The 26,991-nt window shown below is 65.7% G+C and carries 23 protein-coding genes and 1 pseudogene; 1 reads left to right on the top strand and 23 read right to left on the bottom strand.

Annotation, left to right across the window (positions count from 1 at the left end):
- Window positions 1-23: 23 nt before the first annotated feature.
- Window positions 24-3,455 carry a DNA polymerase III subunit alpha gene (dnaE, locus tag VGV41_RS17510; protein WP_326865244.1) on the bottom strand — a complete coding sequence of 1,144 codons (3,432 nt, stop codon included), beginning with the start codon at window positions 3,453-3,455 and terminating at the stop codon, window positions 24-26.
- A 659-nt stretch (window positions 3,456-4,114) separates the two neighbouring features.
- Here dnaE and VGV41_RS17505 point away from each other — a divergent pair.
- Entirely contained in the window at window positions 4,115-4,648 is a 534-nt protein-coding gene (locus VGV41_RS17505; protein WP_326865243.1) for a hypothetical protein, read from the top strand.
- Between the two features lie 60 nt (window positions 4,649-4,708).
- Here VGV41_RS17505 and VGV41_RS17500 read toward each other — a convergent pair whose 3' ends face one another.
- The 22 genes and pseudogenes from VGV41_RS17500 to VGV41_RS17395 form a co-directional block, all read right to left on the bottom strand.
- Entirely contained in the window at window positions 4,709-5,455 is a 747-nt protein-coding gene (locus VGV41_RS17500) for an ABC transporter ATP-binding protein (protein WP_326865242.1), read from the bottom strand.
- Window positions 5,448-6,716 carry a lipoprotein-releasing ABC transporter permease subunit gene (locus VGV41_RS17495; protein ID WP_326865241.1) on the bottom strand — a complete coding sequence of 423 codons (1,269 nt, stop codon included), beginning with the start codon at window positions 6,714-6,716 and terminating at the stop codon, window positions 5,448-5,450. Before VGV41_RS17495 ends, VGV41_RS17500 begins: the two co-directional genes overlap by 8 nt.
- 296 nt (window positions 6,717-7,012) lie before the next feature.
- The gene (gene proS / locus VGV41_RS17490; RefSeq protein WP_326865240.1) at window positions 7,013-8,335 is read right to left on the bottom strand and encodes a proline--tRNA ligase; all 1,323 of its coding nucleotides are present in this window, start codon (window positions 8,333-8,335) and stop codon (window positions 7,013-7,015) included.
- A gap of 404 nt (window positions 8,336-8,739) precedes the next feature.
- Window positions 8,740-9,021: a DUF1467 family protein gene (locus VGV41_RS17485; RefSeq protein ID WP_326865239.1), complete on the bottom strand. Its 282-nt coding sequence runs from the start codon at window positions 9,019-9,021 to the stop codon at window positions 8,740-8,742.
- Window positions 9,022-9,426, bottom strand: a complete 405-nt coding sequence (gene mce, locus VGV41_RS17480; protein WP_326865238.1) for a methylmalonyl-CoA epimerase — start codon at window positions 9,424-9,426, stop codon at window positions 9,022-9,024.
- Between the two features lie 22 nt (window positions 9,427-9,448).
- Window positions 9,449-11,119: a ribonuclease J gene (locus tag VGV41_RS17475; protein WP_326865237.1), complete on the bottom strand. Its 1,671-nt coding sequence runs from the start codon at window positions 11,117-11,119 to the stop codon at window positions 9,449-9,451.
- Window positions 11,119-11,889, bottom strand: coding sequence for a biotin--[acetyl-CoA-carboxylase] ligase (locus VGV41_RS17470; protein ID WP_326865236.1), 771 nt, complete (start codon window positions 11,887-11,889; stop codon window positions 11,119-11,121). The genes VGV41_RS17475 and VGV41_RS17470 overlap by 1 nt, the downstream gene beginning before the upstream one ends.
- A gap of 34 nt (window positions 11,890-11,923) precedes the next feature.
- A complete protein-coding gene (nuoN, locus tag VGV41_RS17465; RefSeq protein WP_326865234.1) occupies window positions 11,924-13,363 on the bottom strand; it encodes an NADH-quinone oxidoreductase subunit NuoN in 1,440 nt (479 codons plus the stop codon).
- 86 nt (window positions 13,364-13,449) lie between these two features.
- A pseudogene (locus tag VGV41_RS17460) lies at window positions 13,450-14,937 on the bottom strand (NADH-quinone oxidoreductase subunit M); the annotation flags it as partial.
- Between the two features lie 13 nt (window positions 14,938-14,950).
- The gene (gene nuoL, locus VGV41_RS17455) at window positions 14,951-17,071 is read right to left on the bottom strand and encodes an NADH-quinone oxidoreductase subunit L (RefSeq protein ID WP_326865233.1); all 2,121 of its coding nucleotides are present in this window, start codon (window positions 17,069-17,071) and stop codon (window positions 14,951-14,953) included.
- A gap of 8 nt (window positions 17,072-17,079) precedes the next feature.
- Window positions 17,080-17,388 (bottom strand): NADH-quinone oxidoreductase subunit NuoK, encoded by a 309-nt coding sequence (gene nuoK, locus VGV41_RS17450; protein WP_326865232.1) that lies wholly within the window; start codon window positions 17,386-17,388, stop codon window positions 17,080-17,082.
- Window positions 17,385-18,002: an NADH-quinone oxidoreductase subunit J gene (locus VGV41_RS17445; protein ID WP_326865231.1), complete on the bottom strand. Its 618-nt coding sequence runs from the start codon at window positions 18,000-18,002 to the stop codon at window positions 17,385-17,387. The genes nuoK and VGV41_RS17445 overlap by 4 nt, the downstream gene beginning before the upstream one ends.
- A 6-nt stretch (window positions 18,003-18,008) precedes the next feature.
- Complete coding sequence (nuoI, locus tag VGV41_RS17440) at window positions 18,009-18,497, bottom strand: NADH-quinone oxidoreductase subunit NuoI (protein ID WP_326865230.1); 489 nt, start codon at window positions 18,495-18,497, stop codon at window positions 18,009-18,011.
- Window positions 18,498-18,504: 7 nt separating this feature from the next.
- On the bottom strand, window positions 18,505-19,536 hold the full coding sequence (gene nuoH, locus VGV41_RS17435; RefSeq protein WP_326865229.1) for an NADH-quinone oxidoreductase subunit NuoH: 1,032 nt from the start codon (window positions 19,534-19,536) through the stop codon (window positions 18,505-18,507).
- Window positions 19,537-19,541: 5 nt separating this feature from the next.
- Window positions 19,542-21,611 (bottom strand): NADH-quinone oxidoreductase subunit NuoG, encoded by a 2,070-nt coding sequence (nuoG, locus tag VGV41_RS17430; RefSeq protein WP_326865228.1) that lies wholly within the window; start codon window positions 21,609-21,611, stop codon window positions 19,542-19,544.
- A complete protein-coding gene (locus VGV41_RS17425; RefSeq protein WP_326865227.1) occupies window positions 21,608-22,099 on the bottom strand; it encodes a DUF3291 domain-containing protein in 492 nt (163 codons plus the stop codon). Before VGV41_RS17425 ends, nuoG begins: the two co-directional genes overlap by 4 nt.
- Window positions 22,100-22,101: 2 nt before the next feature.
- The gene (gene nuoF / locus VGV41_RS17420; protein ID WP_326865225.1) at window positions 22,102-23,403 is read right to left on the bottom strand and encodes an NADH-quinone oxidoreductase subunit NuoF; all 1,302 of its coding nucleotides are present in this window, start codon (window positions 23,401-23,403) and stop codon (window positions 22,102-22,104) included.
- Window positions 23,404-23,421: 18 nt separating this feature from the next.
- Complete coding sequence (nuoE, locus tag VGV41_RS17415) at window positions 23,422-24,180, bottom strand: NADH-quinone oxidoreductase subunit NuoE (protein ID WP_326865224.1); 759 nt, start codon at window positions 24,178-24,180, stop codon at window positions 23,422-23,424.
- Window positions 24,177-25,367, bottom strand: coding sequence for an NADH-quinone oxidoreductase subunit D (locus tag VGV41_RS17410; RefSeq protein WP_326865223.1), 1,191 nt, complete (start codon window positions 25,365-25,367; stop codon window positions 24,177-24,179). The genes nuoE and VGV41_RS17410 overlap by 4 nt, the downstream gene beginning before the upstream one ends.
- The gene (locus VGV41_RS17405) at window positions 25,367-25,792 is read right to left on the bottom strand and encodes a thioesterase family protein (RefSeq protein WP_326865222.1); all 426 of its coding nucleotides are present in this window, start codon (window positions 25,790-25,792) and stop codon (window positions 25,367-25,369) included. Before VGV41_RS17405 ends, VGV41_RS17410 begins: the two co-directional genes overlap by 1 nt.
- Window positions 25,789-26,415 (bottom strand): NADH-quinone oxidoreductase subunit C, encoded by a 627-nt coding sequence (locus tag VGV41_RS17400; RefSeq protein WP_326865221.1) that lies wholly within the window; start codon window positions 26,413-26,415, stop codon window positions 25,789-25,791. The genes VGV41_RS17405 and VGV41_RS17400 overlap by 4 nt, the downstream gene beginning before the upstream one ends.
- A gap of 14 nt (window positions 26,416-26,429) precedes the next feature.
- On the bottom strand, window positions 26,430-26,990 hold the full coding sequence (locus VGV41_RS17395) for a NuoB/complex I 20 kDa subunit family protein (protein WP_414705144.1): 561 nt from the start codon (window positions 26,988-26,990) through the stop codon (window positions 26,430-26,432).
- Between the last annotated feature and the right edge of the window lies 1 nt (window position 26,991).

The following is a 26,991-nucleotide window of genomic DNA, read 5'->3' as shown; positions in this document are numbered from 1 at the left end:
AGGACTATTGTCAAGAGGCTGATCTACAGCGCCTCGACCTGAACAACGCCCGGCACGGCCTTGATGGCACCGGCGATCTGGGGCGAGACTTTGAACCGACCCGGAAGTTCTACCTCAACTTCGGTCCCTTGCTGTAATAGCAGGATAACACTCACCTTCCCGTCTCCGCTGCCCGCGCGCGGGGCAGGCTCCAGCCGCTTGGCGACGGCCTCGATCGGCGCATTGTCTCGCAGGAAGACGCGCAGACCTTTGGCCAGATTGGCCGCCGCGCGGTCGAGCGCCTCGGCCGCCTGGATGCGCGTGCGCACCTCGTCGCCCTGCACTTCCGCCGAGACCGTCAGCAGGACCGCCGTGCCCGGCTCGAGCAGATCGCGGTGCTCGGCCAGCCCCTCCGAGAAGATCACCGCCTCGTAAGCGCCGGTCGGGTCCGACAGGCCGATGATGCCCATCTTGTTGCCGGTCTTGGTGCGCCGCTCTTGCCGCGCCACGACGGTGCCCGCGACCTTGCCGGCCGTGGCGCCGGCCTTCACGGCGCGCGCGAAGTCGGCCCACGGCTGCACCCGCATCTTCTTGAGCACCGCGGCGTAATCGTCGAGCGGATGACCGGAGAGGAAGAAGCCGATGGCGTCGTATTCGCGCTTCAATCGCTCGGCCGGTAGCCACGGCTCGACGTTGGGCAGCACGATCGGTTCCGGCCGGCCGGCGCCGCCGAACAATTCGCTCTGGCCGATCGCGGCGGTCTCGTGCGCGTGCTGGGCGCGGCCGAGCACGACGTCCATGCCGCCGAATACGCGGGCGCGGTTCTTCTCAAACTCGTCGAAAGCACCGGCGGCGGCGAGGCTTTCCAGCACACGCTTGTTGACCGAACGCGGATTCATGCGCGCCGCGAAGTCGGCAATATCCTTGAACCGGCCTTTCGCGCGCGCTTCGACAATCGACTCGACTGCCTGCCGGCCGACGCCCTTGAGCGCGGCGAGCGCGTAGATGATCGTGTTGCCATCGACCTCGAAGGCGACTTCGGAGCGGTTGACCGACGGCGGGTCGATCTTGAGCCCGAGGCGCTCGGCCTCGGCGCGGAATTCCGACAGCTTGTCGGTGTTGCCCATGTCGAGTGTCATGGACGCGGCGAGGAATTCGACCGGATAATTCGCCTTCATGTAGGCGGTCTGGTAGGCGACCAGCGCGTAAGCCGCAGCGTGGCTCTTGTTGAAGCCGTATTCGGCGAAGCGCTCGAGCAGATCGAAGATCTCGTTGGCCTTCGCCTTCTCGATGCCGTTCTCGACGCAGCCGGAGACGAAGCGCTCGCGCTGCGCCTCCATCTCCTTCCTGATCTTCTTGCCCATGGCGCGGCGCAGGAGGTCGGCTTCGCCGAGCGAATAGCCGGCGAGGATCTGCGCCGCCTGCATCACCTGCTCCTGGTAGACGATGACGCCGAAGGTCTCCTTGAGCACCGCCTCCAGTTTCGGGTGGATGTAATCGGGCGTCTCTAATCCATGTTTACGCGCGCAGTAGGTCGGGATATTGGCCATCGGGCCCGGCCGGTAGAGCGCGACCAGGGCAATGATGTCCTCGAAACGGTCCGGCTGCATGTCGAGCAGCGCGCGGCGCATGCCGGCGCTTTCCAATTGGAACACGCCCACCGCCTCCGCGCGCGCCAGCAGGTCGTAGGTCTTCTTGTCGTCGAGCGGGATCTGCCCGAGATCGATGTCGATACCGCGGCGCTTGACGAGCTTCACCGCGGTCTGCAGCACGGTGAGCGTCTTGAGGCCGAGGAAGTCGAATTTGACGAGGCCCGCCTGCTCCACCCATTTCATGTTGAACTGGGTGACCGGCATGTCTGATTTCGGATCGCGGTAGAGCGGCACGAGCTGCGACAGCGGCCGGTCGCCGATGACGATGCCGGCGGCGTGCGTCGAGGCGTGGCGGTTCAAGCCTTCGAGCTTCTTGGCGATGGCAAAGGCGCGCTTGACGGTCGCGTCGGCCTCCGCCTCGGCCTGTAATTTCGGCTCGTCGTCGATCGCCTTGGCGAGGCTGATCGGATTGGCCGGATTCTGCGGCACCAATTTGCACAGCTTGTCGACCTGCCCGTACGGCATCTGCAGCACGCGCCCGACGTCGCGCAGCACGCCGCGCGCCTGCAGCGTGCCGAAGGTGATGATCTGCGCCACTTGGTCGCGGCCGTAGCGATCCTGCACGTAGCGGATCACCTCGTCGCGGCGGTCCTGGCAGAAGTCGATGTCGAAGTCCGGCATCGACACGCGCTCAGGATTGAGGAAGCGCTCGAACAGCAGGTTGAAGCGCAACGGATCGAGATCGGTGATGGTCAGCGAATAGGCAACCAGCGAGCCGGCGCCCGAGCCGCGGCCCGGCCCGACCGGAATGCCGTGCGCCTTCGCCCATTTGATGAAGTCCGACACGATCAGGAAGTAGCCGGGATACTTCATGCGCTCGATGACGCCGAGTTCGAAGTCGAGGCGCTGGCGGTACTCGTCTTCGCTGACGCCTTCGGCCATGCCGGCGGTGGCGAGGCGGTGCGCGAGCCCCTCCTCCGCTTCCTTGCGCAGCACCGCGGCCTCGTCCTCCTCGGGCGAAAAGCGCGGCAGGATCGGCTTGGCCGTGCGCGGCCGGTAGGCGCAGCGATGGGCGATCTCGACCGTGTGCTCGATCGCCTCGGGCAGATCGGCGAACAAGGCCGCCATCTCGGCGCGCGTCTTGAAGCGGTGCTGCGGCGTCAACTGCCGCCGCTCGGTCTCGGCGATCAGCTTGCCCTCGGCGATGCAGATCAGCCCGTCATGCGCCTCGTAGTCGGCGGCGGTGGCGAAGAACGGCTCGTTGGTCGCGACCAGCGGCAGACAATGCTTGTAGGCGAGATCGATCAGCACCGGCTCGGTGCGCTTCTCGGAGGCCGTGCCGTGGCGCTGCAATTCGACGTAGAGGCGGTCGCCGAACAGCCGCATCAGGGTCTCGAGGCGGGAGGCGGCGAGATGGCTCTGGCCGCCGGCGATGGCCGTGTCGAGCGGGCCGTTCGGGCCGCCGGTGAGGCAGATGAGACCGTCGGTCTCGCCCTCGAGCCAGTCGAGCTTGAGCCGCGGCGGCTCGTTCGGCGGCGATTCCAGGAAGGCGCGCGAATTGAGCCGCATCAGGCTGCGATAGCCTTCCTCGCGCGCGGCGAGCAGCGCGACGCGCGCGCGCTCGACCTGGACGACGCCGCGCGCGCCGTGGTCGGTGTCGGCAAAATCGATGGCCAGCGCGCAGCCGACGATCGGCTGGATGCCATAGCCGGCGATCTTCTCGGAGAATTCGAGCGCGCCGAACATGTTGTCGGAATCGGTCAGCGCCAGCGCCGGCTGTTTGTCGGCCTTGGCCAGCTCGGCGAGCTTGGCGATCGGCAGCGCGCCCTCGAGCAGCGAATAGGACGAGTGCACGTGCAGGTGCACGAAGTTCGGACCGGGCATTAGCGCGTCTTCTTCGGGTGATTCTGTGATGCTACCCACACTGGGGATGCGGCACCGCCAAGTCCACCACCGCCACGCCCCGGCTTCGGCCTGTCCCCGTCATCCTGAGGCCGAGCACGCGGGCCTTGAAGGATAAACGGCCCCAGGCGAGTCAGAGGTCCTTCGAGGCCCGCGCCTCCAGCGCGGGCACCTCAGGCCCCCCCCCCGCAGGCTCACAGGTTGCCCAGCACCTGGGTCCAGATGGCGATCATGCTGACGAACAGGGCGAGCGAGGCCAGCGCGGCGGCTTCGTGAACGAAGGTCTTGATCATGTCTCCCTCCATGAACGGAACACGAACATAGTTCACTGAATGTTCTTCCGTCAAACTGAATCCGCGGCGGGGTTAAGACTTCCTTGCATCACGATAAGCTTTGAGCGTGGCTTTGCGATCGGGCCTCGCTCGCGCCACGCCATCGCCCTGCGTGGACGCGCCCACGGCCCCGCGGTAACGCACCACAGGAGCGTTCCTCCGGTTGCTACATCATGACGCGCTATGCGTGTCGTGTATCTACTGTACACTTATTGGTATACGCTGAGTCCCTGCGGTACATGCGCACGGACGACCGCGGCGATGCCAGCGACCCATCAACAAACCGAACGTCAGGGAGGAACTGCCGCAATGCAAACTGCAAGAAAGCTCCTGGCCACCGCACTCTCCGTCGCCTGCACCGCAGCGCCGGCCTGGGCAGGTTGCCCGACGCCCGAGGTTACGGGCGCCACGGCCAAGTACCTTGCTGTCTACAATCGCAAACCGCAGGATGCCGGACGCTCGTGGCGTTTCTACATCCGGCCGCGCAAGGGCGCGTGCCTCGAGCCGAGTGGAACGGGCTTCCAGTCGCCGCACGACACACCCGGTCAGAAGAACGGCGAGAAGAAAAGCGCCGCCATCCATCCCGGCTCGAAGAACTGCAGCGCAAACTACAAGAGCTACATCTCGGTTGACGTGCCGTCGGCCAAGGCCGTGTACGAGACGTTCACCGGCTACAAAACGGAGGACGGAAAGCCACAGCCCACGATCATCGGATGGTCAGTGGCTAACAGTCTGGCCAAGGGCCCAGGCTACGACGGCGCGATCTTCGTGGTGCCCATGAAGAACGCCGACGGGACCCTCTCGGATACGCAGGTTCAGATCGCCGGCGTGTGCATCAAGTGAAGCCTGACGCCAGGTGTGGGCCCGCGCTGAAACACGGCGCGCGGCCTGCCCGCCGCCGCGCTACTCCATCTCCACCACCCGCCCCTCGCGCAGGGTGACGCGGCGGTCCATGCGGGCGGCGAGCTCCATGTTGTGCGTGGCGATGATGGTGGCGAGCCCGGAGGCGCGCACCAAAGTCGCCAGCGACTGGAATACGTGGTCGGCGGTGTGGACGTCGAGATTGCCGGTCGGCTCGTCGGCCAGCAGGAGACGCGGCGCATTGGCCACGGCGCGGGCAATGGCGACGCGCTGCTGCTCGCCGCCGGACAATTCCGCCGGCCGGTGGCGCAGCCGGTCGCGCAGGCCGAGATAGGCCAGCAATTCGCTCGCGCGCTTCTCGCACTCTTTGCGCGACAGGCCGCGGATCATCTGCGGCAGCATCACGTTCTCGATCGCCGTGAACTCCGGCAGCAACCGGTGCGACTGATAGACGAAGCCGATCAGGTTGCGGCGCAGCCGCGTGCGCTCCGAGTCCGGCAGGCTCGCGGTGGCGCGGCCGTCGATATAGACCTCGCCGTGGTCGGGATGCTCGAGCAGGCCGGCGATGTGCAGCAGCGTCGATTTGCCGGCGCCGGACGGCGCCACCAACGCGATCGACTGACCCGGCCACACCGCGAGCTCGGCGCCGCGCAGGATGTGCAGCGCTTCGTCGCCCTGGCGATAGGTGCGCTCGATGTCGTGCAGGAAAAGGACCGGGTTCTGCTCCGGCGCCCCCTCCTCGACCTCGGCGGCTGCGATCTCGACGTCGATGGTGGTCGTGTCATTCATAGCGCAGCGCCTCCACCGGATCGAGCCGCGCCGCGCGCCACGACGGATAGAGTGTGGCGAGGAACGACAGCACCAGCGCCATGATCACCACCGCGCTCGTCTCGCCGGTGTCCATGTCGGCCGGCAGATGCGACAGGAAGTAGAGTTCGGGCGAGAACAATTCGGTGTTGGTCAGCCAGGACAGGAATTCGCGGATGTTCTCGATGTTGAGGCACACGACCACGCCCAGCAGGAAGCCGACCAGCGTGCCGACGACGCCGATCGAAGCCCCGGTGATGAGAAACACGCGCATGATCGAGCCTTGCGTCGCGCCCATCGTGCGCAGGATGGCGATGTCCTGCCCCTTGTCCTTCACCAGCATGATCAGGCCGGAGACGATGTTGAGCGCCGCCACCAGCACGATCAGCGTCAGGATCAGGAACATCACGTTGCGCTCGACCTGCAGCGCGTTGAAGAAGGTCGCGTTGCGCTGGCGCCAGTCGATCATGAAGATCGGACGCTGCGCCGCCGCCTGCACCGCCTTGCGGTAGCTGTCGACGTTGTCGGGATTGTCGGTATAGACCTCGATCGCGGTGACGTCGCCGGCGCGGTTGAAATAGGCCTGCGCTTCCTTCAGCGGCATGAACACCATGGCGCTGTCGTATTCCGACATGCCGATCTCGAAGACGGCCGCGACCTTGTAGATCTTGATGCGCGGCGTCGTGCCCATCGGCGTGACCGCGCCGCGCGGCGCGACGAGCGTGATGTTGTCGCCGGCGCGCAGCGACAATTGATCGGCGAGCCGCCGGCCGATGGCGACGCCCTGCCCGCTGTCGAAATTGGCAAGCGTGCCCTGCTTGATGTTCTTGGCGATCGAGGGAAGCTTTTCGAGGTCCTGCAGGCGGATGCCGCGGATCAGGACGCCGCCGGCGTTGAACGGCGACGATGCGAGCGCCTGCCCTTCGACGATCGGCGCGGCGAGCTTGATGCCGCGCACCTTGTCGATGCGGCTCGCAACGTCGGCCCAGTCGGTGAGCGGCTTCTCCAGCGGCTGGATGAGCAGATGGCCGTTGAGCCCGAGGATCTTGTCGAGCAGTTCGTGGCGGAAGCCGTTCATCACCGCCATGACGATGATGAGCGTGGCGACGCCGAGCATGATGCCGAGGAAGGAGAACCCGGCGATGACCGAGATGAATCCTTCTTTCCGCCGCGCGCGCAGATAGCGCAGCGACAGCATCCATTCAAACGGGGAGAAGGGCCGCGTCCCCTGGGGTTCGGTCATTGTTGTTTGGTTCCCACGAACCGTGGATTTTCACACGATTCTGGCGCTTTCAAGCCCGTGTAACAGCGAAAGCCTTTGTCCGCGCACAGCTTTCTCGAAGCGGGATGTAAGGGAGTGTGGCACCCCTCCTCCGCGAGCGCGGCACGGCGGGTCCGCCAGCAGGGCCGGCTCCCTCTCCCCGTCGGGGAGAGGGATGGGGTGAGGGGGTCGTGTCTCTCGAATTTTGTAACCCCTCACCCGGATCGCTTCGCGATCCGACCTCTCCCTATGGGAGAGGTGAAGAGCGCCAGCGACGCTTACCTGGTCAGCAAATCCACAGCGGCGGCGGCGGACATCTGCTCGCGCGTGCCGTCCGCGCGTTTCTTAACCTCGACCTTGCCCTCGGCAAGGCCCTTCGGTCCGACCAGGACCTGCCACGGCACGCCGATGAGATCGGCGGTCGCGAACTTGCCACCGGCGCGCTCGTCGCGGTCGTCGTAGAGCACATCGACGCCCTTGGCGGAGAGATCGCGATAGAGCTGCTCGCACGCGGCGTCCGTCTCCGCGCCGCCCTGCTTCAGGTTGAGCAGCGCCACCTTGAACGGCGCCACCGGTTCCGGCCAGACGATGCCGGCGTCGTCGTGCGAGGCCTCGATGATGGCGGCGACGAGCCGGCTCGGGCCGATGCCGTAGGAGCCGCCATGGACCGCAACCTCCTTGCCGTCGGGACCAGCGACCACGGCCTTCATCGGCGCCGAATACTTGGTGCCGAAGTAGAAGATATGGCCGACCTCGATGCCGCGCGCCGACACCTGCTTGTCGACCGGCACGAGGCCGTAGGCGGCCGCGTCGTGCATGTCGGAGGTCGCGGCGTATTGCGACGTCCACTGGTCGACGATCGTCTGCATGGCGCCGGCGTCGTCGAAGTTCACGTCGGCGCCCGGCACCGCCATATCGAGGTAGTCCTTGTGGCAGAACACCTCGGATTCGCCGGTCGAGGCCAGGATGATGAACTCGTGGCTGAGATTGCCGCCGATCGGGCCGGTGTCCGCGCGCATCGGGATCGATTTCAGGCCCATGCGTGCGAAGGTGCGCAGATAGGCGACAAACATCTTGTTGTAGGAGTGCTGTGCGCCGGCCTGGTCGATGTCGAAGGAATAGGCATCCTTCATCAGGAACTCGCGGCCGCGCATCAGGCCGAAACGCGGACGGACCTCGTCGCGGAACTTCCACTGGATATGATAGAGGTTGAGCGGCAGGTCCTTGTACGACCGTACGTAGGCCCGGAAGATGTCGGTGATCATCTCCTCGTTGGTCGGGCCGTAGAGCATCTCGCGCTCGTGCCGGTCCTCGATACGGAGCATCTCCTTACCGTAGGCCTCGTAGCGCCCGCTTTCGCGCCAGAGGTCGGCCGACTGAATGGTCGGCATCAACAGCTCGATGGCGCCGGAGCGGTCCTGCTCCTCGCGTACGATCTGCTCGATCTTGCGCAGGACGCGCAGGCCCAGCGGCAGGAACGCGTAGATGCCTGCGGCCTCCTGCCGCATCATGCCGGCGCGCACCATCAGCCGGTGCGAGACGATCTCCGCTTCCTTCGGGGTCTCGCGCATGATCGGCAGGAAATAGCGGGACAGGCGCATGGAAATCCGGCGGGATTCGAGGGCGGGAACGGCGATGCGAGACAAAGCGGATCGCCCGTCAAAAGACAAGGGCCGCCGCGGACCTAACGGCGACCGGCCGTGCCGCTTCAGAGGGCCCGCGGCAAGGTCGTTGCAAGAAAACGCGCAGCAGGGCAACGAAAATTCGTGACAGCCGGAAAATCATGGGCTAGCTTGCGCGCGTCCGTGTGGCAGGAGAATTCCGGCTCGACAAGACCGGCTCCAAAATGCGGTCCAAGTCTTGGGAGGGAAGAAGTCCTCGGCGCGTTCACCCGCAGCCGCCCCGATCTCGGCGACAAGAAGAATCGGGAAGGACACTGGATAAAACGAGCAGGGCGAGCAGCCCTGCTCTTTTTTTGTCCAGTTTTGCCTGCGTCGGGATTCCGTCAGAACGATTTCGGCGGCCCGAAGGTCTTGATCAGCCAGTCGAGCTTGATCACGCCGCTCAGGTAGATGGCGGCGAGGATGGCGAAGACGATGGTCGCCACCACCGTGGTCCAGCCGAGCTTGCGCCACATCACATGCACGATCGGCGCGCCGGGATCGCGGCCGGGCGTGTCGTCGCCGTCCTCGGCCTGGCGGTTCATGCCGAACGGCAGCACGGCGAACAGGGTCACCCACCAGACGAGGAAGTAGACGGCGATGGCGGTGGTGGTGGTGATGGTCACTTACGCCTGCTCCAGTTCGACCAACGTGCCGCAGAAGTCCTTCGGGTGCAGGAACAGCACCGGCTTTCCGTGCGCGCCGATCTTCGGCTCGCCGTCGCCGAGCACGCGCGCGCCTTGGCGCTTGAGCTTGTCGCGCGCGGCCTTGATGTCGTCGACCTCGTAGCAGACGTGGTGAATGCCGCCGTCCGGATTCTTGTCGAGGAATTTGGCGATCGGCGAGTCGGCGCCCATCGGCTCGAGCAATTCGATCTTGGTGTTCGGTAGCGTGATGAACACCGTGAAGACGCGGTGGTCGGGCTGCGCCACCTTGCCGGACACCTGCGCGCCGAGCGTGTCGCGATAGACCGCGCTTGCTTTGGCGATGTCACGTACGGCGATGGCGACGTGGTTCAAACGGCCGATCATGCAGTCCCTCGCGTTCGCCCGATTATACCGTCAGCACGTGCACGTAGCACATGGGCTTCTTGCCCCAGCGCTCATTGACCGCAGCGCGTACCGCCCGGCGCACCGCCTCGCCGACCGCGTCGGGATCGCGCCGTTTGCCGCGCGGCAGCGACTCGAAGGTGGACAGCACCGCCTCGTGCACGTGCTCGTGCAGGAAATCGCCCTTGCGGTCGCGCTCGGGAATGCCGAGGAGATCGTAGGACGGATCGCCGACGAGTTCGCCCTTCTCGGTCAGCGCCAGTGCGACCGACACGGCGCCGGCGAACGACAGCCGCCGGCGATCGGCGACGGTGCGCGCCTGCGCGTCGACCAGCAGACGCCCGTCCTTGTAGATGCGCCCGGCCGGCACTTCGTCGATGAGGCCGGCCTTCGGCGCCAGCCGCACCAGATCGCCGTTGCGGCACTGAATCACCTCGGGCACGCCGGCCTTGCGGGCGATCTTCGCGTGCTCGGAGAGGTGCAGCGCCTCGCCGTGCACCGGGATCACGATGCGCGGCTTCACCCAGGAGAGCAACTCCTCGACCTCGGCCCGGCGCGGATGGCCGGACACGTGCACCAGGTGCGTGCGGTCGGTGATGACCTCGATGCCCTGGTCGATCAGGCCGTTGATGACGCGGCCGACCGCCTTCTCGTTGCCGGGAATGGTGCGCGCCGAATAGATGACGGTGTCGCCGCGCGAGAGCGTCACCTCGGGATGCTGATCCTCGGCAATGCGGGAGAGCGCCGCGCGCGGCTCGCCCTGACTGCCGGTGCACAGCGCCACCACCTTGTTCGGTGGTAGATAGCCGTAGGCATCCATCGGCCGGAACGGCGGCAGATCGCCGAACAGACCGAGCTCGCGCCCGATTATCGCCACGCGGTCCATGGCGCGGCCGACGACGACGACTTCGCGCTCGGCGGCGCGCGCGGCTTCCGCAACGGCGCGCAAGCGCGCGACGTTGGAGGCGAAGGTGGTGACAGCGACGCGGCCCTTCGCCGCCTTGATCAGCTCGGTGAGCGTCTTCGCCACGTCGGCCTCCGACGGAGAGCGGCCCTCGCGCACGGAGTTGGTGGAGTCGCCGATCAGCGCGAGACAGCCCTCCTCTCCGAGCGCGCGCAGCTTTGCTTCATCGGTGCGGTCGCCGAGGATCGGCGTCGGATCGATCTTCCAGTCGCCGGTGTGCAGGACTGTGCCGCAGGGCGTGCGGATCATCAGCGCGTTCGCCTCGGGGATCGAATGCGCCATGGTGACGAGCTCGATGTCGAAGGCGCCCACGGTGAAGCGGCCGCCGACCGGAATCACCTTCACCGGGATCTCCGGCGCGCCCGGCTCGCCGGCGCATTTCGCCTCGAGCAGCGCGGCGGTAAACGGCGTGGCGTAGACCGGCACCTTCAGCCGCGGCCACAGTTCGAGCAGCGCGCCGAAATGGTCCTCGTGCGCGTGCGTGATGACGATGCCGGCGAGATTCTTCCGCTCCGCCTCGAGGTAACGCACGTCCGGCAGAATGAGGTCGACGCCGGGCAGGTGTTCTTCCGCCGCGAAGGAGACGCCGACGTCGACCACGAGCCATTGCCGGCGGTTGCCGGAGCCAAGGCCGTAGATCGACAGGTTCATGCCGATCTCGCCGACGCCGCCGAGCGGCGCGAACACCAATTCCTGCTGCGGTCCAGCCATCAACGTGTCTCTTCTGTCATTGCAGTGAAGCCGAACACCTCGCCGGCGCCGACGGCGGTCAGCGCGCCGCCTTCGGTCACCAACAGCCGGCCGGCCTCATCGAGCCCTTCGAAGCGGCCGGAGAACTCGCGCTCCGGCAGGCGCACGCGGATATCGAGGCCGAGGCCGGCGGCGCGCTTGAGCCAGTCGGCGCGGATGGACGCGAAACCCTCGCCCTGCGCCCATTGCGCCAGCCGTCGTGCCATGGCGGCGGCCAGCCCGGCGAGCAGCGCCTCCGGCGTCACCCGCGCGCCGGCCGAAGCGAGATCGGTCGCGGGGTAAGCGGTGCCGTCGGGGTGATGCGCGCAGTTGACGCCGATGCCGATGGCGACGGCGAAGGCCGGATCGCTCTCGCCTTCGATGAGGATGCCGGCGAGCTTGGCGCCGCCGAGCAGCAGGTCGTTCGGCCACTTGAGCTTGAGCGCCGGCCCGAGTTGCGGCGCGCTTGCCGCGACCGCGTCATGCAGCGCCAGCGCGGCGACGAAGGAGAGCTGCGGGGCCGTGGCGGACGGCGACGGCTCGGTCAGCAGCAAGGTGGCGGTGAGGTTGCCCGGCGCCGACGCCCACGACGCGCCGCGGCGGCCGCGACCGGAGGTCTGCGCAGCGGCGGCGATCCACAGCGGTCCGCGCTCGCCGGCGCGCGCACGCGTCAGCGCCTCGGCATTGGTGGAGCCGAGCGTGTCGAACCTCAGGTATCGGACCCCCGCCAGGTCCGTGGCTTCGCGGTTCATTCAGGACGAAAGCGCGCCGGGCGCTTTCGGAATTCTAAAACAGCGATTTCGCCGCCGCCGAGGCCGCGCCAATGATCGGCGCCGGCCAGGCGAAGAACAACAGGTTGACGACGCCGCTGACCACCAGCACGAGCCGCAGCAGGCCCGGCATCGCATCGAAGCTCGCCTTCGGATCGTCGAAGTACATCGTCTTCACGATCATCAGATAATAATAGGCGCCCACGACGCTCGCCAGCACGCCGATCACCGCCAGCACGTAGAGCCCGGCGTTGATGGCGGCCAAGAAGACGTAGAACTTGGCGAAGAACCCGGCCAGCGGCGGAATGCCGGCCAGCGAGAACATCAGCATGGCGAAGAAGAACGCCATGGTCGGATGCGTCCGCGCCAGTCCGGCGAGATCGGAGATCTGCTCCACCGCCACGCCCTGCCGCCGCATCGCCACGATGACGGCGAAGGTGCCGAGCGTCATCGCCACGTAGATCGCCATGTAGACCAGCACGCCCTGCACGCCTTCCGGCGAGGCGGCGGCGAGGCCCACCAGCGCGAAGCCCATGTGGCCGATCGAGGAATAGGCCATCAGCCGCTTGATGTTCTTCTGGCCGATGGCGGCGAAGGAGCCGAGCGCCATCGACAGGATCGAGACGAACACCACGATCTGCTGCCACTCGTGCGTGATGCCGGGAAAGGCCGTGATGGTGGCGCGCACGAAGATGGCCATGGCTGCGACCTTCGGCGCCGAGGCGAAGAATGCGGTGACCGGTGTCGGCGCGCCCTCGTAGACGTCGGGCGTCCACATGTGGAACGGCACCGCCGAGATCTTGAAGCAGAAGCCGACGAAGAGGAACACGAGGCCGAAGACGAGGCCGATCGAGGCGCCGGCATGCGTCGCCTTGGCGATGCCAACGAACGACACGGTCCCGGTAAAGCCGTAGATCAGCGAGGCGCCATAGAGCAGCATGCCGGACGACAGCGCGCCGAGCACGAAATACTTCAGCCCCGCCTCCGTCGACTTGATGTTCTCACGGTCCGAGGCCGCGACGACGTAGAGCGCCAGCGACATCAGTTCGAGGCCGAGATAGAGCGCGATCAGGTCGCCGGCCGCGATCAGCATCATCATGCCGAGCGTCGACAGGATGAACAGCGCGCCGTACTCGAAACGCTGCTGCTTCTCGATCGACAGCCAGTCGAGCGACAACAAGAGCGCGCCCGCCGAGCCGATGAGCGTCAGGATCTGCAGGAAGCGCGAGAAGTCGTCGACGATGAAACTGCCGTTGAAGAGCGAGAGATGCCCGGCCGGCACCCAGTGCATCGCCGCCCCCGCCGCAACCAGCACCAGCACGCACCAGGAATTCACGAGGCGCCCGCTGCGCTCGCCGAACATGACGCCGGCCATCAGCATCAGCATGGCGCCAAGCGCCAGTACGACTTCCGGCAGCACCGGCAGGTAGCCGGACCAATGGGTGAGTTCGTTCATCGTGCGGCAATCCCTGCGCGGCCGGCTTGCGCGACCTTCTCGATCGTCATCCCAGGCTCGCCCGCCTCGATGCGGCGGACCGGCTGAGCCTGCTCGGCCGTCTTGATCGCTTGATTGTAATTGGCGAGGAGTTGGGCGACCGAGGCCGCCGACATGTCGAGCACCGGCTTCGGCGCCACGCCGAACAGGATCGTCAGCACGACCAGCGGTGCGAAGATCACCGCCTCACGCCAGCCGATGTCGCGGATCGCGGCGAGCGTCGGCCTGAGCGTGCCGAACACCATCTTGCGGTACAGCCACAGCGCGTAGCAGGCCGACAGGATGACGCCGATCGTGGCGAAGAACGCCACCTGGACGTTGGCCTTGAAGGTGCCGATCAGCGACAGGAACTCGCCGACGAAGCCGGAGGTGCCCGGCAGCCCGACATTGGCCATCGTGAACAGCATGAAGATGAAGGCGTAGAGCGGCATGCGGTTGACGAGACCGCCATAGGCCGCGATCTCGCGCGTGTGCGTGCGGTCGTAGACGACGCCGACGCAGAGGAACAGCGCGCCGGAGACGATGCCGTGCGAGATCATCTGGAAGATACCGCCCTGCACGCCCTGCGTCGTCGCCGCGAAAATGCCCATGGTGACGAAGCCCATGTGCGCGACCGACGAATAGGCGATCAACTTCTTCAGATCCTCCTGCATCAGCGCCACCAGCGAGGTGTAGACGATGGCGACGACCGAGAGCGTGAAGACGAGTGGCGCGAACAGGTGGCTCGCCTCGGGGAACATCGGCAGCGAGAAGCGCAGGAAACCGTAGCCGCCCATTTTCAGAAGGATTGCGGCCAGGATCACCGAGCCGGCGGTCGGCGCCTCGACGTGGGCGTCGGGCAGCCAGGTATGCACCGGCCACATCGGCATCTTCACCGCGAACGACGCGAAGAAGGCAAACCACAGCCACTTCTGCATCCCCGCCGGGAAGCTGTGGTGCAGCAGCACCGCGATGTCCGTCGTGTGAGCCTGCCAGTACATCGCCATGATGGCGAGCAGCATCAGCACCGAGCCGAGCAGCGTATAGAGGAAGAACTTGAACGACGCGTAGACGCGGCGCGGGCCGCCCCAGACACCGATGATCAGGAACATCGGGATCAGTCCGCCTTCGAAGAACAGGTAGAAGAGGACGATGTCGAGCGCGGAGAAGGTGCCGATCATCAGCGTTTCCAGCACCAGAAACGCGATCATGTATTCCTTCACCCGGCGCTGCACCGAGGTCCAGCTCGCCAGAATGCAGAGCGGCATCAGCGCCGTGGTCAGGATCACGAAGAGCAGCGAAATGCCGTCGACGCCCATGTGATAGGAGGCGACGCCGAGCCAGTTCATCTTCTCGACGAACTGGAATTCGGCCGAGGCCGGGTCGAAATTCTTGATAAGCAAAAGCGACACGGCGAACGTGACGATCGTTGCCCACAGTGCGATCCAGCGCGAAGTGCCCCGCGCCATCGGCGAGTTGCCGTGCGCCATCAGCGCGATCAAAAGCGCGCCGAGCAGCGGCAGGAACGTGACGACGGAGAGGATCGGCCAGGTCATTGTCGATAATCCGTCAGTGCACCGAGAACATGAACCAGGTGATGATCGCCGCCGCCCCGATGAGCATGGCGAAGGCGTAGTGGTAGAGGTAGCCGCTCTGCAGCCGCACCACGTTGCGGGTGACGTCGAGCACGCGCGCCGACACGCCGTCGGGGCCGAAGCCGTCGATGAGCCAGCCGTCGCCGCCCTTCCACAGTGTGCGGCCGAGCCACTTCACCGGGCGCACGAAGATGACGTCGTAGAGCTCGTCGAAGTACCACTTGTTGAGCAGGAACAGATAGAGAGGCCGGTGCTGACGCGCGAGCTCGACCGGGATGTCGGGTCGGCGGATGTAGAACTGCCAGGCGATGAGGAAGCCGATCACCATCATGATGGTCGGCATGAAGCCGATCCAGAACGGGATGTGCTCCATGTTCTCGAGCACGTGGTTGCCCTGCGCGAAGGTGAGCGAGCCGCGGAAGAATTCCTCGACGCCCGGGCCGGCGAAGATCGCCTTGAACGGATAGCCGGCGAAGATCGAGCCGATCGCCAGCACGGCGAGCGGGATCAGCATGACCAGCGGGCTCTCGTGCGCGTCGCGCCAGTGCTTGCGGTCGTGCGGCTCGCCGTGGAACGTCTTGAAGATCAGGCGCCACGAATAGAACGAGGTGAGCAGCGCGGCCACGACGGTGCAGCCGTAGCCGTAGAGCGCCATCGGGTTATGCGCGACGTAGGCGGACTCGATGATCGCATCCTTGGAGAAGTAGCCGGCGGTGAGCGGGAAGCCGGTCAGCGCCAGGGTACCGACGATCATCACCGCGTAGGTGAACGGGATGCGGTCCTTCAGCCCGCCCATGTGGCGGATGTCCTGCTCGTGATGCATCGCGTGGATGACCGAGCCGCAGCCGAGGAACAACAGCGCCTTGAAGAAGGCGTGCGTGAAAAGGTGGAACATGCCGACCGAGTAGGCCCCTGCCCCCATCGCCACGAACATGTAGCCGAGCTGCGAACAGGTCGAATAGGCGACGATGCGCTTGATGTCGTTCTGCACAAGGCCGATCGTTGCGGCGAAGATGGCCGTGGTCGCGCCGATGAACATCACGAAGGCCTGCGCGTCGGGCGCGCGTTCGAACAACGGCGACAGTCGCGCGACCATGAACACGCCTGCGGTCACCATGGTCGCGGCGTGGATGAGCGCGGAGACCGGCGTCGGGCCTTCCATCGCGTCCGGCAGCCAGGTGTGCAGCAGGAACTGCGCCGACTTGCCCATCGCGCCCATGAACAGCAGCAGACAGGTGATGGTCAGCGCGTCGGGATGGTGGCCGAAGAACGGCAGCGTCTTGCCGACGAGGCTCGGGGCCTGGTGGAAGATGGTTTCGAAGTCGACGGCGTTGGTCAGGTAGAAGAGCGCGAAGATGCCGAGCGCGAAGCCGAAATCACCGACGCGGTTGACGACAAAGGCCTTGATCGCCGCGGCGTTTGCCTCAGGCTTGTAGTACCAGAAGCCGATCAGCAGGTAGCTGGCGAGGCCCACGCCTTCCCAGCCAAAGAACATCTGCACCAGGTTGTCGGAGGTCACCAGCATCAGCATGGCGAAGGTGAACAGCGACAGGTAGGCGAAGAAGCGCGGCCGGTACGGGTCTTCGTGCATGTAGCCCATCGAGTAGAGGTGCACGAAGGCAGACACGGTGTTGACGACGACCAGCATCACCGCGGTCAGCGTGTCGACGCGCAGCGCCCAGTCGACCTTGAGGTCGCCGGCCGCCATCCAGGTGAAGATCGGCACGCGCACGTCGTGATGGCCGAAGCCGACCTGCACGAAGGCGATCCACGACAGCACCATCGACACCATCAAAAGCGTCGTGGTGATCAGCTCGGCGATGCGCGAGCCGGCCGCGGCCGGTTCCGCCGGCGCGTGGCCGTGCTCGTCGTGACCGTGGTCGCCATGGCCGTCGAGCGGCTCGTCATGCGTGTTGTGGAAGGCGGCCCCGCCGTGTGCGCCCGGTTCATGCGCATGCGCGCCATGATCCGTGGCGTTGTCATCCATGCCGGGAGGCGGCGCCTCCCCCGGAAAGCGGGCGCGTGCGCCGGCGAGCGCGATGACGCCGGCGAGGATCGCGCCGAGAAGAGGCAGGAAGACGATGGCCTGGTACATCGGAAGGCTCAGCCCTTCATCAAATTGATGTCGTCGACCGCGATCGAACCGCGGTTACGGAAGAAGACCACGAGAATGGCAAGCCCGATCGCCGCCTCGGCCGCCGCCACCGTCAGCACGAACAGCGCGTAGACTTGGCCGACGATGTCGCCGAGATGCGTCGAGAAGGCCACCAGGTTGATGTTGACCGCGAGCAGGATGAGCTCGATCGACATCAGGATGATGATGACGTTCTTGCGGTTGAGGAAAATGCCGGCGATCCCGAGCGTGAACAGGATGGCGGCGACGCTGAGATAGTGGCCGAGACCGATGGTCATGTGTTGCTCCCCAGCCCCTGCCCGGTCTTGACCTTGATGACCTCGATGGCGGTCGCCGGCGTGCGCGCATTCTGCACCGGGATGCTCTGGCGCTTGACGCGGACCTTGTGCTGCAGCGTCAGCACGATGGCGCCGACCATGGCGACCAGCAGCACCATGCCGGCGCCTTCGAAAAAGTAGACGTAGCGGGTGTAGAGCACCATGCCGAGCGCTTCGGTGTTCGGCATGGTGGTCGGGATCGGCGCGGTGATCGCCGTCTTCACCGCCGGCCCGATGGCCCAGGCTCCGACGACGAACAGGAGCTCGGCGAGGAAGATGCCGCCGACCAGCACGCCGATCGGCAGGTACTGCAGCACGCCGTGCTTCAACTCGGCGAAGTCGACGTCGAGCATCATGACGACGAACAGGAACAGCACGGCGACGGCGCCGACATAGACGACGATGAGGATCATCGCCAGGAATTCGGCGCCCATCATCACGAACAGGGCCGCCGCGTTAACGAAGGCGAGGATCAGGAACAGCACCGAGTGCACCGGATTGCGCGAGGCGATGACCATCACCGCGCTGGCGATGCAGACGCAGGAGAAGAGATAGAAAAACAGGGCGGCGATCATCTCATCTCACCTGTACGGCGCGTCGAGCGCGATGTTCTTCGCGATCTCGCGTTCCCAGCGGTCGCCATTGGCTAGCAGGCGGTCCTTGTCGAAATAGAGTTCCTCGCGGGTCTCGGTAGCGAATTCGAAATTCGGGCCCTCGACGATGGCGTCGACCGGGCAGGCTTCCTGGCACAGACCGCAGTAGATGCACTTCACCATGTCGATGTCGTAACGGGTGGTGCGGCGCGTGCCGTCATTGCGGCGCGGACCGGCCTCGATGGTGATCGCCTGCGCCGGGCAGATCGCCTCGCACAGCTTGCAGGCGATGCAGCGCTCCTCGCCGTTCGGATAACGGCGCAGCGCGTGCTCGCCGCGGAAGCGCGGCGAAATCGGATTCTTCTCGAACGGGTAGTTGATGGTCGGCTTCGGCTTGAAAAAATAGCGCATCGCCAGCACGAAGCCGGTGAGGAATTCCCACAAGAATATCTGTTTGGCCGCGCGGTCGAGTGTCATCGCATCCTCACTTCACAGCGGCGGTCGCCACGCCGCCATACTCGATGACGGCGGCAACGATCGCGACCATGGCCAGAGATACCGGAAGAAAGACCTTCCAGCCGAGCCGCATCAGCTGGTCGTAGCGATACCGCGGCACTATCGCCTTGGCCATGGCGAACAGGAAGAACATGAAGAACGCCTTGAGCACGAACCAGATGATGCCCGGCACCCAGGTGAACGGCGCGAAGGGGATCGGCGACAGCCAGCCGCCGAGGAACAGGATCGTCGCCATGGCGCACATCGTGGCGATCGCCACGTATTCGCCGAGCATGAACATCATGTAGGGCGTCGAGCCGTATTCGACCATGAAGCCGGCGACCAGTTCCGACTCGGCCTCGACAAGATCGAACGGCGGGCGGTTGGTCTCGGCCAGCGCCGACACGAAGAAGATGACGAACATCGGCAGCAGCGGCAGCCAGTACCAGCCGAACAGACCCCACCTCGAGTTCTGCGCCTCGACGATCTGCGACAGGTTCAGCGAGCCGGCGCAGAGCAGCACCGTGATGATGACGAAGCCGATGGAGACCTCGTACGACACCATCTGCGCCGCCGAGCGCAGTGCGGCGAGGAACGGGTACTTCGAGTTCGACGCCCAGCCCGCCATGATGATGCCGTAGACCATCAGCGACGAGATGGCGAAAATGTAGAGGATGCCGACATTGATATTGGCGATCATCCAGCCGGCATTGACCGGCACCACCGCCCAGGCGGCGAGCGCCAGCACGCAGGTGACGAGCGGCGCCAGCAGAAACACGCCCTTGTTGGCGCCGGCCGGGATCACCGGCTCCTTGAGCATGAACTTCAGGAGGTCGGCGAAGGACTGGAACAGGCCCCAGGGGCCGACCACGTTCGGGCCGCGGCGGATCTGCACCGCCGCCCAGATCTTGCGGTCGGCGAGCAGGATGTAGGCGATCGCGATCAGCAGCACGACCAGCATCAGCACGGATTCGGCGATCGTGATGATCAGCGGCCAGAGATAGGTCCAGAAGAAATCCATGTGCCCTACTCCGCCGCGGTCTTGTGCGCCGCGTGCGCCAGCGCCGAGCATTCGGCCATGATGGCCGAGGCGCGGGCGATCGGATTGGTGAAGTAGAAATCGGTGACGGCTGACTTGAACCCGAGCTTCTCCGGCGTACCGGAAAGCTTGGCGAGCTTGCCGATGTCGGCGGCATCGCCGGCGGTGATCTGGTCGATGCGCATGAAGTGCGGATGCGCGGCGAACAGCGCCTGCCGCAGTTGCGCCAGCGAGTCATAGGGCAGCTTCTTGCCGAGCACGTCGGACAGCGCGCGCAGGATAGCCCAGTCCTCGCGCGCATCGCCCGGCGGGAACGCCGCTCGGTTGGCGAGCTGCACGCGGCCTTCGGTGTTGACGTAGATCGCCGACTTCTCGGCGTAGGCCGCCGCCGGCAGGATGACGTCGGCGCGGTGCGCGCCGCGGTCGCCGTGCGTACCGATGTAGACGACGAACCCTCCCGGCGCGACGTCGATTTCGTCGGCACCGAGCAGGAACAGCACGTCGAGACCGCCCGCCGCCATCTCCGCCGCGGTCTTGCCGCCAGCACCCGGCACCAGGCCGATGTCGAGCGCGGCGACGCGCGAGGCGGCCGTGTGCAGCACCGAGAAGCCGTTCCACCCGTCCGCGACGACGCCGAACTCGCCCGCAGCCTTGGCGGCGAGCGCGGCCAGCGCGCCGCCGTCCTTGCGTGCGAAGACACCGGCGCCGACGATGATCAGCGGCTTTTTCGCCGCCTTGAAGGCTTCCGCAAATTTGCTCTTGCCGAGATCGGCGAGCGTCTCCGCGCCGGCGCCGAGATAATCGTAGGGGTAAGTGAGATCAGCCTTCTCGCCGATCAATGCGATCGGGAAATTGCCGAGCCGCCAGCGCTTGCGGATGCGGGCGTTGAGCACCGCCGCCTCGCGGCGCGGATTGGCACCGATGATGAGGAGCGCGTCGGCCTGCTCGATGCCGGCGATGGTGGCGTTGAACAGATACGACGCGCGGCCCCAGGCCGGATCGAATACGGCGCCGTCCTGTCGTGCATCGACGTTCGGCGAGCCGAGGCGGCTCATCAGGTCCTTGAGCGCGAACATCTCCTCGGCGCCGGCGAGATCGCCGACGATGGCGCCGATGCGGTTGCCGCTCGTCGCTTTCACGCGATTGGCGATGACGGCGAAGGCCTCGGTCCACGAGGCCGCCTTAAGGCGGCCGCCGACGCGCACATACGGTTGATCGAGGCGCTGCGTGCGCAGGCCGTCGACCACGTGTCGCGTCTTGTCGGAGATCCACTCCTCGTTCACGTCGTCATTATTGCGCGGCAGAATGCGCATGACCTCGCGGCCGCGCGTGTCGACACGGATCGCCGAGCCGAGCGCGTCCATGACGTCGACCGATTGCGTCTTCGACAATTCCCACGGCCGCGCCGTGAACGCGTAGGGCTTGGAGGTCAGCGCGCCGACGGGGCACAGGTCGACGACGTTGGACTGCAATTCCGACGTCATCGCGTGCTCGAGATAGGTGGTGATCTCCATGTCCTCGCCGCGGCCGATGGCGCCGAGCTCGGACACGCCCGCCACTTCGGTGGTGAAGCGGATGCACCGCGTGCAGTGGATGCAGCGGTTCATGATCGTCTTGACCAACGGGCCGATATACTTGTCCTCGACCGCGCGCTTGTTCTCGACATAGCGCGAACTGTCGACGCCGTAGGCCATCGCCTGGTCCTGCAGGTCGCACTCGCCGCCCTGGTCGCAGATCGGGCAGTCGAGCGGATGGTTGATCAGCAGGAACTCCATCACGCCTTCGCGCGCCTTCTTCACCATCGGCGTCCGGGTGTTGACGACCGGCGGCTCGCCGTTCGGGCCCGGGCGGCAGTCGCGCACGCCCCAGGCGCAGGAAGCGACCGGCTTCGGCGAACCTTTGAGTTCGACGAGACACATGCGGCAATTGCCGGCGATCGACAGCCGCTCGTGGAAGCAGAAGCGCGGGATTTCCGCGCCCGCCGCCTCGCAGGCCTGGAGCAGTGTGTACTCCGGCGGGACGTCGATCTCTTTGCCGTCGACAATCAGTTTGGTCATGCCGCTTGCTCACTCGCGCGCGTCGCACGCGCCGTCTGTCCAGTCTGTGCGGCCGGGAGACTCTCCCAGCCGAAGGCAAAATCGCTCGGGCCGCGCGCCTTGAGATGATCGAGGCGGGCGACGCCCTCCTCCAGAGTCGGCCGGTGCCCTTCCGGCACCCACCACAGCACCAAGGTCGGGTCAGGCTGCTCGAACCAGGTCTCACGCCGATCGAAGAAGCGGCCGTGCACGGTCTTGAACACGAAGCGCTCCAACGCCTCCACGTTCTCCCACACGGTCAGGTTCGGCAGGATCGCCGGATCGTCATAGACCCGCATGTCCATCGCGTGCCCGCTCTCGCCCTGGAGACGCCAGACGAAGCCCGGCAGCTTGTCCGCCATTTTGTTGACGCGGTCGACATTGTCGACGAACTCGCGCATGCGCGGATCATCGAGCGGATACTTGATCCGCGCGATGTTGAACTCCGCGAGATGGCGAGGCTCCATCATCCCTACTCCGCCGCCTCGGCAACCGGTTCCGAATGCGGATTGGCTGCATACTGATCGATGCGTTCCTCGATCTCATGACGGAAATGCGCGATCAGACCCTGGATCGGCCATGCCGCCGCGTCGCCGAGCGCGCAGATCGTGTGCCCCTCGACCTGCTTGGTGACTTCCAAGAGCATGTCGATCTCGCGCTTCTGCGCGCGGCCTTCCGCCATGCGCGTCAGAACGCGCCACATCCAGCCGGTGCCCTCGCGGCATGGTGTGCACTGGCCGCAGCTCTCGTGCTTGTAGAAGTAGGCCAGCCGTGCGACGGCGCGAATGAGGTCGGTCGACTTGTCCATGACGATGACCGCCGCGGTCCCGAGGCCCGACTTCAGCTTCATCAGGCTGTCGAAATCCATCGGCGTGTCAACGATCTGCGCCGCCGGCACCATGCGCACCGACGAGCCGCCCGGGATCACGGCCTTGAGGTTGTCCCAACCGCCGCGGATACCGCCGCAATGCGTATCGATCAACTCGCGAAAGGTGATGCCCATCGCCTCTTCGACGTTGCACGGCCTGTTCACGTGGCCGGAAATGCAAAAGAGCTTGGTGCCGACATTGTTCGGATTGCCGAACGAGGAGAACCAGGCGGCGCCGCGGCGCATGATGTCGGGCGCGACGGCGATCGACTCGACGTTGTTGACCGTCGTCGGGCAGCCGTAGAGGCCGACATTGGCCGGGAACGGCGGCTTCAGCCGCGGCATGCCCTTCTTGCCTTCGAGGCTTTCGAGCAGCGCCGTCTCCTCGCCGCAGATATAGGCGCCGGCGCCGTGATGCACGATGACGTCGAAGTCCCAGCCGTGCACGTTGTTTTTGCCGATCAGCTTGGCCTCGTAGGCCTCGTCGACCGCGGCCTGCAGGTGCTCGCGCTCGCGGATGAACTCACCGCGCACATAGATGTAGGCGGCATGCGCGCCCATGGCGAAGCTGGCGATCAGGCAGCCTTCGATCAACAGATGCGGGTCGTGCCGCATGATCTCGCGGTCCTTGCAGGTGCCCGGCTCGGACTCGTCGGCGTTGACGACGAGGTAATGCGGCCGCTCGCCGATCTCCTTCGGCATGAACGACCATTTCAGGCCGGTCGGGAAGCCGGCGCCGCCGCGGCCGCGCAGTCCCGAGGCCTTCATTTCATTGATAATGCCGTCGCGGCCGCGCTCGAGGATCGCCTTGGTGCCGTCCCAGGCGCCGCGCGCACGCGCCCCCTTCAGGGTCCAATCGTGGAGCCCGTAGAGGTTCTTGAAGATGCGATCCTTGTCAGCGAGCATTTCTCGTTCTTTCGCCGATCAGTTCGGTTTCGGTTTGCGCTTGGCCGACGCGTCGTCGGCCGGCGGCTTCGGCGCCGGCGCCTCGGTGACGTTGGCCGCCGCGCCCGGACGCTTGGCCTCCGCATCGGTCGTGCCCAGCTGGCCGCGCGTCGGGCTGGAGGCATAGATTGCCGGATCGGTGAGCGTCGTCGCGCCACCGACCGGCGCCGAAAACTGGCGATCGATCTGCGGGCCCGGCTTCACCGGCTTGCCCTTGGCAAAGCCGTCGAGCACCTTCTCGAAGTTCTCCGGCGTCAGGTCCTCGTAGGTGTCCTTGCCGATCAGCACCATCGGCGCGTTGACGCAGGCGCCGAGACACTCGACCTCTTCCCACGAGAAGTCGCCGTCCTTCGACAGTGCGAACGGATCGTGCGCGATGCGGTGCTGGCAGACCTCGATGATGTCCTCGGCGCCGCGCAGGCGGCACGGCGTCGTGCCGCAGACCTGCACGTGGGCCTTCCTGCCGGCGGGCTGCAGGATGAACTGCGTATAGAAGGTCGCGATCTCCAGCGCGCGGATGTGCGCCATGCCGAGCATGTCGGCGACGGTGCGAATTGCGGCCTCGGGCAGCCAGCCGCCGTGCTGCTCCTGCGCGCGCCACAGGATCGGGATGACTGCGGACGACTGGCGGCCTTCCGGGTATTTGGCAATTTGCTTCTTCGCCCAGTCGAGGTTCTCCGCCGTGAAGGCGAAGCTCCTCGGCTGCACTTCGGCGGGCGCAAGACGGCGGACGCTCATCGGTCGACCTCCCCGAACACGATATCGAGGGAGCCGAGGATGGCGGAGACATCCGCCAACATATGACCGCGGGTCATGAAATCCATCGCCTGAAGGTGCGCGAAGCCCGGTGCTCGAATCTTGCACTTGTACGGCTTGTTGGTGCCGTCGGAGACGAGATAGACGCCGAACTCGCCCTTCGGCGCTTCGACCGCCGCGTAAACCTCGCCGGCCGGCACGTGATAGCCTTCGGTGTAGAGCTTGAAGTGATGGATGAGCGCTTCCATCGAGCGCTTCATCTCGCCGCGCGTGGGCGGCACGATCTTGTGGTCGTCGACCGACACGCGTCCCTGCCCTTCCGGCGCGCGCAGCTTCTCGATGCACTGCTTCATGATCTTCGCCGACTGGCGCATCTCCTCCATGCGGATGAGATAGCGGTCGTAGCAGTCGCCGTTCTTGCCGATCGGGATGTCGAAATCCATTTCGGCATAGCATTCATAAGGCTGCGACTTGCGCAGGTCCCATGCCGCGCCCGAGCCACGCACCATCACGCCGGAGAAGCCCCAGTTCCAGGCGTCGGCCAGCGAGACCACGCCAATGTCGACATTGCGCTGCTTGAAGATGCGGTTGTCGGTCAGCAGCGCATCGAGATCGGCGACCACCTGGAGGAACGGATCGCAAAAATTCCAGATATCGTCGATCAGCTTCGGCGGCAGGTCCTCGTGCACGCCGCCGGGACGGAAGTAGTTGGCGTGCATGCGCGAGCCGGAAGCGCGCTCGTAGAACACCATCAGCTTCTCGCGCTCCTCGAAGCCCCATAGCGGCGGGGTGAGCGCACCGACGTCCATCGCCTGCGTCGTGACGTTCAACAGATGCGAGAGCAGACGTCCGATCTCGGAATAGAGGACGCGGATCAACTGCGCACGCCTGGGCACCTGGATGCCGAGCAGCTTCTCCACCGCCAGGCAGAAGGCGTGCTCCTGGTTCATCGGCGCGACGTAATCGAGCCGGTCGAAATACGGTATCGCCTGCGCATAGGTCTTGGCCTCGATCAGCTTCTCGGTGCCGCGATGCAGCAAGCCGATATGCGGATCGACGCGCTCGACCACCTCACCGTCGAGCTCGAGCACGAGGCGCAGCACGCCGTGCGCGGCCGGATGCTGCGGCCCGAAATTGATCGTAAAATTGCGGATGGCGGTCTCGGCCATCATGCTACTCCCGCCGCGGCCGCCTTCTGCGCGACCCGCGAATTGAATTTGTCCCAGGCGACGACGACGCGCTCGTGCGTGCCCTCGCCGATCATGTCGACGCCGTCGTGGGCGCGCACCTTGAAGGTCAGCTTGCGGCCCGACACCGCGGCGATCTCGGCGTCGACCTGCACGGTCATGCCGGGCGGCGTCGCCGCCGCGTGACTGACGTCGACATGCGTGCCGAGCGAGCCCTCGCCCGGCTCGAGATACGGCGCGATCAGCTCGGCGCAGGCCCATTCCATCAGCACGATCATGAAGCCGGTGGCGAACACCTTCGGCATGCCGGAAATGATCGGCGACTCCGGGTAGGTGTAAGGCACCGTCTTGTTCTCCGGCACGAGGTAGGAGAACGAATGCTTCACGCCGGGCGAAAGCGGCTTCATGACGCCTTCTTCTCCGGCTCGGGCGGCTTGGCGGCCTTCTCGTCGCCGGGCAGCACGTAGTCGGTGCCTTCCCACGGCGAGAGGAAGTCGAAGTTGCGGAATTCCTGCGCCAGCGCCACCTTGTCGTAGCGCACGCGCTTTTCCTCGTCGTCGTAGCGCACCTCGACGAAGCCGGTCAGCGGGAAATCCTTGCGCAGCGGATGCCCCTCGAAACCGTAATCGGTAAGGATGCGGCGCATGTCGGGATGGCCCGTGAACAGCACGCCGTAGAGATCGTAGGCCTCCCGCTCGAACCAGTCGGCGCCCTTGAACACGCCGATGATCGACGGCACCGGCGTCGCCTCGTCGGTCACCACCTTGACGCGGATGCGCTGGTTCAGCCGCGGCGACAGGAAATGATAGACGACGTCGAAGCGCTGCTCGCGGCTCGGCCAGTCGACCGCCGTGATGTCGACGAGGTTGACGAACTGGCAGGCCGGATCTTCGCGCAGGAAGGTCGCAAGCCTGACGATGTCGGCGGCGTTGCCGGTAAGCGTCAATTCTCCGTGCCGCACTTCGTGACCGGTCACGGCGCCCGCCATCGCCGACCTGATCGCCTGCCCCAGGTTCTCGAGCGTATCCATTGCCTAAAGCCTTTTTACCGCTCGATCGTGCCGGTGCGGCGAATCTTCTTCTGCAGCAACATCACACCATAAAGCAACGCCTCGGCGGTCGGCGGACAGCCGGGCACGTAGATGTCGACGGGAACGATGCGGTCGCAGCCGCGCACCACCGAATACGAATAATGATAGTAGCCGCCGCCATTGGCGCAGGAGCCCATGGAGATGACGTAGCGCGGTTCCGGCATCTGGTCGTAGACCTTGCGCAGCGCCGGCGCCATTTTGTTCGTCAGCGTTCCGGCGACGATCATCACATCGGATTGGCGCGGCGACGCGCGCGGCGCGAAGCCGAACCGCTCGGCGTCGTAGCGCGGCATCGACATCTGCATCATCTCGACGGCGCAGCAGGCGAGCCCGAACGTCATCCACATCAGCGAGCCGGTGCGGGCCCAGGTGATGAGGTCGTCGACCGCGGTGACGATGAAACCCTTGTCGGCGAGCTCGTTGTTGACGCCGCGGAAAAACGTATCGTCGGAACCGACAGGCTTGCCGGTCGCCGGGTCGAGAATGCCTTTCGGCGCGGGTGCGACCAGGGTCATG

The sequence above is a fragment of the Pseudolabrys sp. genome (assembly GCF_035943735.1).
Taxonomy (GTDB): domain Bacteria; phylum Pseudomonadota; class Alphaproteobacteria; order Rhizobiales; family Xanthobacteraceae; genus Pseudolabrys.
The sequence above is the reverse complement of the archived record's forward strand: the minus strand, read 5'-3'. Positions and strand labels throughout refer to the sequence as shown.

Bases quoted from the DNA above. Each gene is read 5' to 3' on its own strand.
- dnaE (WP_326865244.1), bottom strand. From the start codon at position 3,455: ATGCCCGGTCCGAACTTCGTGCACCTGCACGTGCACTCGTCCTATTCG.
- VGV41_RS17505 (WP_326865243.1), top strand. From the start codon at position 4,115: ATGCAAACTGCAAGAAAGCTCCTGGCCACCGCACTCTCCGTCGCCTGC.
- VGV41_RS17500 (WP_326865242.1), bottom strand. From the start codon at position 5,455: ATGAATGACACGACCACCATCGACGTCGAGATCGCAGCCGCCGAGGTC.
- VGV41_RS17495 (WP_326865241.1), bottom strand. From the start codon at position 6,716: ATGACCGAACCCCAGGGGACGCGGCCCTTCTCCCCGTTTGAATGGATG.
- proS (WP_326865240.1), bottom strand. From the start codon at position 8,335: ATGCGCCTGTCCCGCTATTTCCTGCCGATCATGCGCGAGACCCCGAAG.
- mce (WP_326865238.1), bottom strand. From the start codon at position 9,426: ATGATCGGCCGTTTGAACCACGTCGCCATCGCCGTACGTGACATCGCC.
- VGV41_RS17475 (WP_326865237.1), bottom strand. From the start codon at position 11,119: ATGGCTGGACCGCAGCAGGAATTGGTGTTCGCGCCGCTCGGCGGCGTC.
- VGV41_RS17470 (WP_326865236.1), bottom strand. From the start codon at position 11,889: ATGAACCGCGAAGCCACGGACCTGGCGGGGGTCCGATACCTGAGGTTC.
- nuoN (WP_326865234.1), bottom strand. From the start codon at position 13,363: ATGAACGAACTCACCCATTGGTCCGGCTACCTGCCGGTGCTGCCGGAA.
- nuoL (WP_326865233.1), bottom strand. From the start codon at position 17,071: ATGTACCAGGCCATCGTCTTCCTGCCTCTTCTCGGCGCGATCCTCGCC.
- nuoK (WP_326865232.1), bottom strand. From the start codon at position 17,388: ATGACCATCGGTCTCGGCCACTATCTCAGCGTCGCCGCCATCCTGTTC.
- VGV41_RS17445 (WP_326865231.1), bottom strand. From the start codon at position 18,002: ATGATCGCCGCCCTGTTTTTCTATCTCTTCTCCTGCGTCTGCATCGCC.
- nuoI (WP_326865230.1), bottom strand. From the start codon at position 18,497: ATGACACTCGACCGCGCGGCCAAACAGATATTCTTGTGGGAATTCCTC.
- nuoH (WP_326865229.1), bottom strand. From the start codon at position 19,536: ATGGATTTCTTCTGGACCTATCTCTGGCCGCTGATCATCACGATCGCC.
- nuoG (WP_326865228.1), bottom strand. From the start codon at position 21,611: ATGACCAAACTGATTGTCGACGGCAAAGAGATCGACGTCCCGCCGGAG.
- VGV41_RS17425 (WP_326865227.1), bottom strand. From the start codon at position 22,099: ATGATGGAGCCTCGCCATCTCGCGGAGTTCAACATCGCGCGGATCAAG.
- nuoF (WP_326865225.1), bottom strand. From the start codon at position 23,403: ATGCTCGCTGACAAGGATCGCATCTTCAAGAACCTCTACGGGCTCCAC.
- nuoE (WP_326865224.1), bottom strand. From the start codon at position 24,180: ATGAGCGTCCGCCGTCTTGCGCCCGCCGAAGTGCAGCCGAGGAGCTTC.
- VGV41_RS17410 (WP_326865223.1), bottom strand. From the start codon at position 25,367: ATGGCCGAGACCGCCATCCGCAATTTTACGATCAATTTCGGGCCGCAG.
- VGV41_RS17405 (WP_326865222.1), bottom strand. From the start codon at position 25,792: ATGAAGCCGCTTTCGCCCGGCGTGAAGCATTCGTTCTCCTACCTCGTG.
- VGV41_RS17400 (WP_326865221.1), bottom strand. From the start codon at position 26,415: ATGGATACGCTCGAGAACCTGGGGCAGGCGATCAGGTCGGCGATGGCG.
- VGV41_RS17395 (WP_414705144.1), bottom strand. From the start codon at position 26,990: ATGACCCTGGTCGCACCCGCGCCGAAAGGCATTCTCGACCCGGCGACC.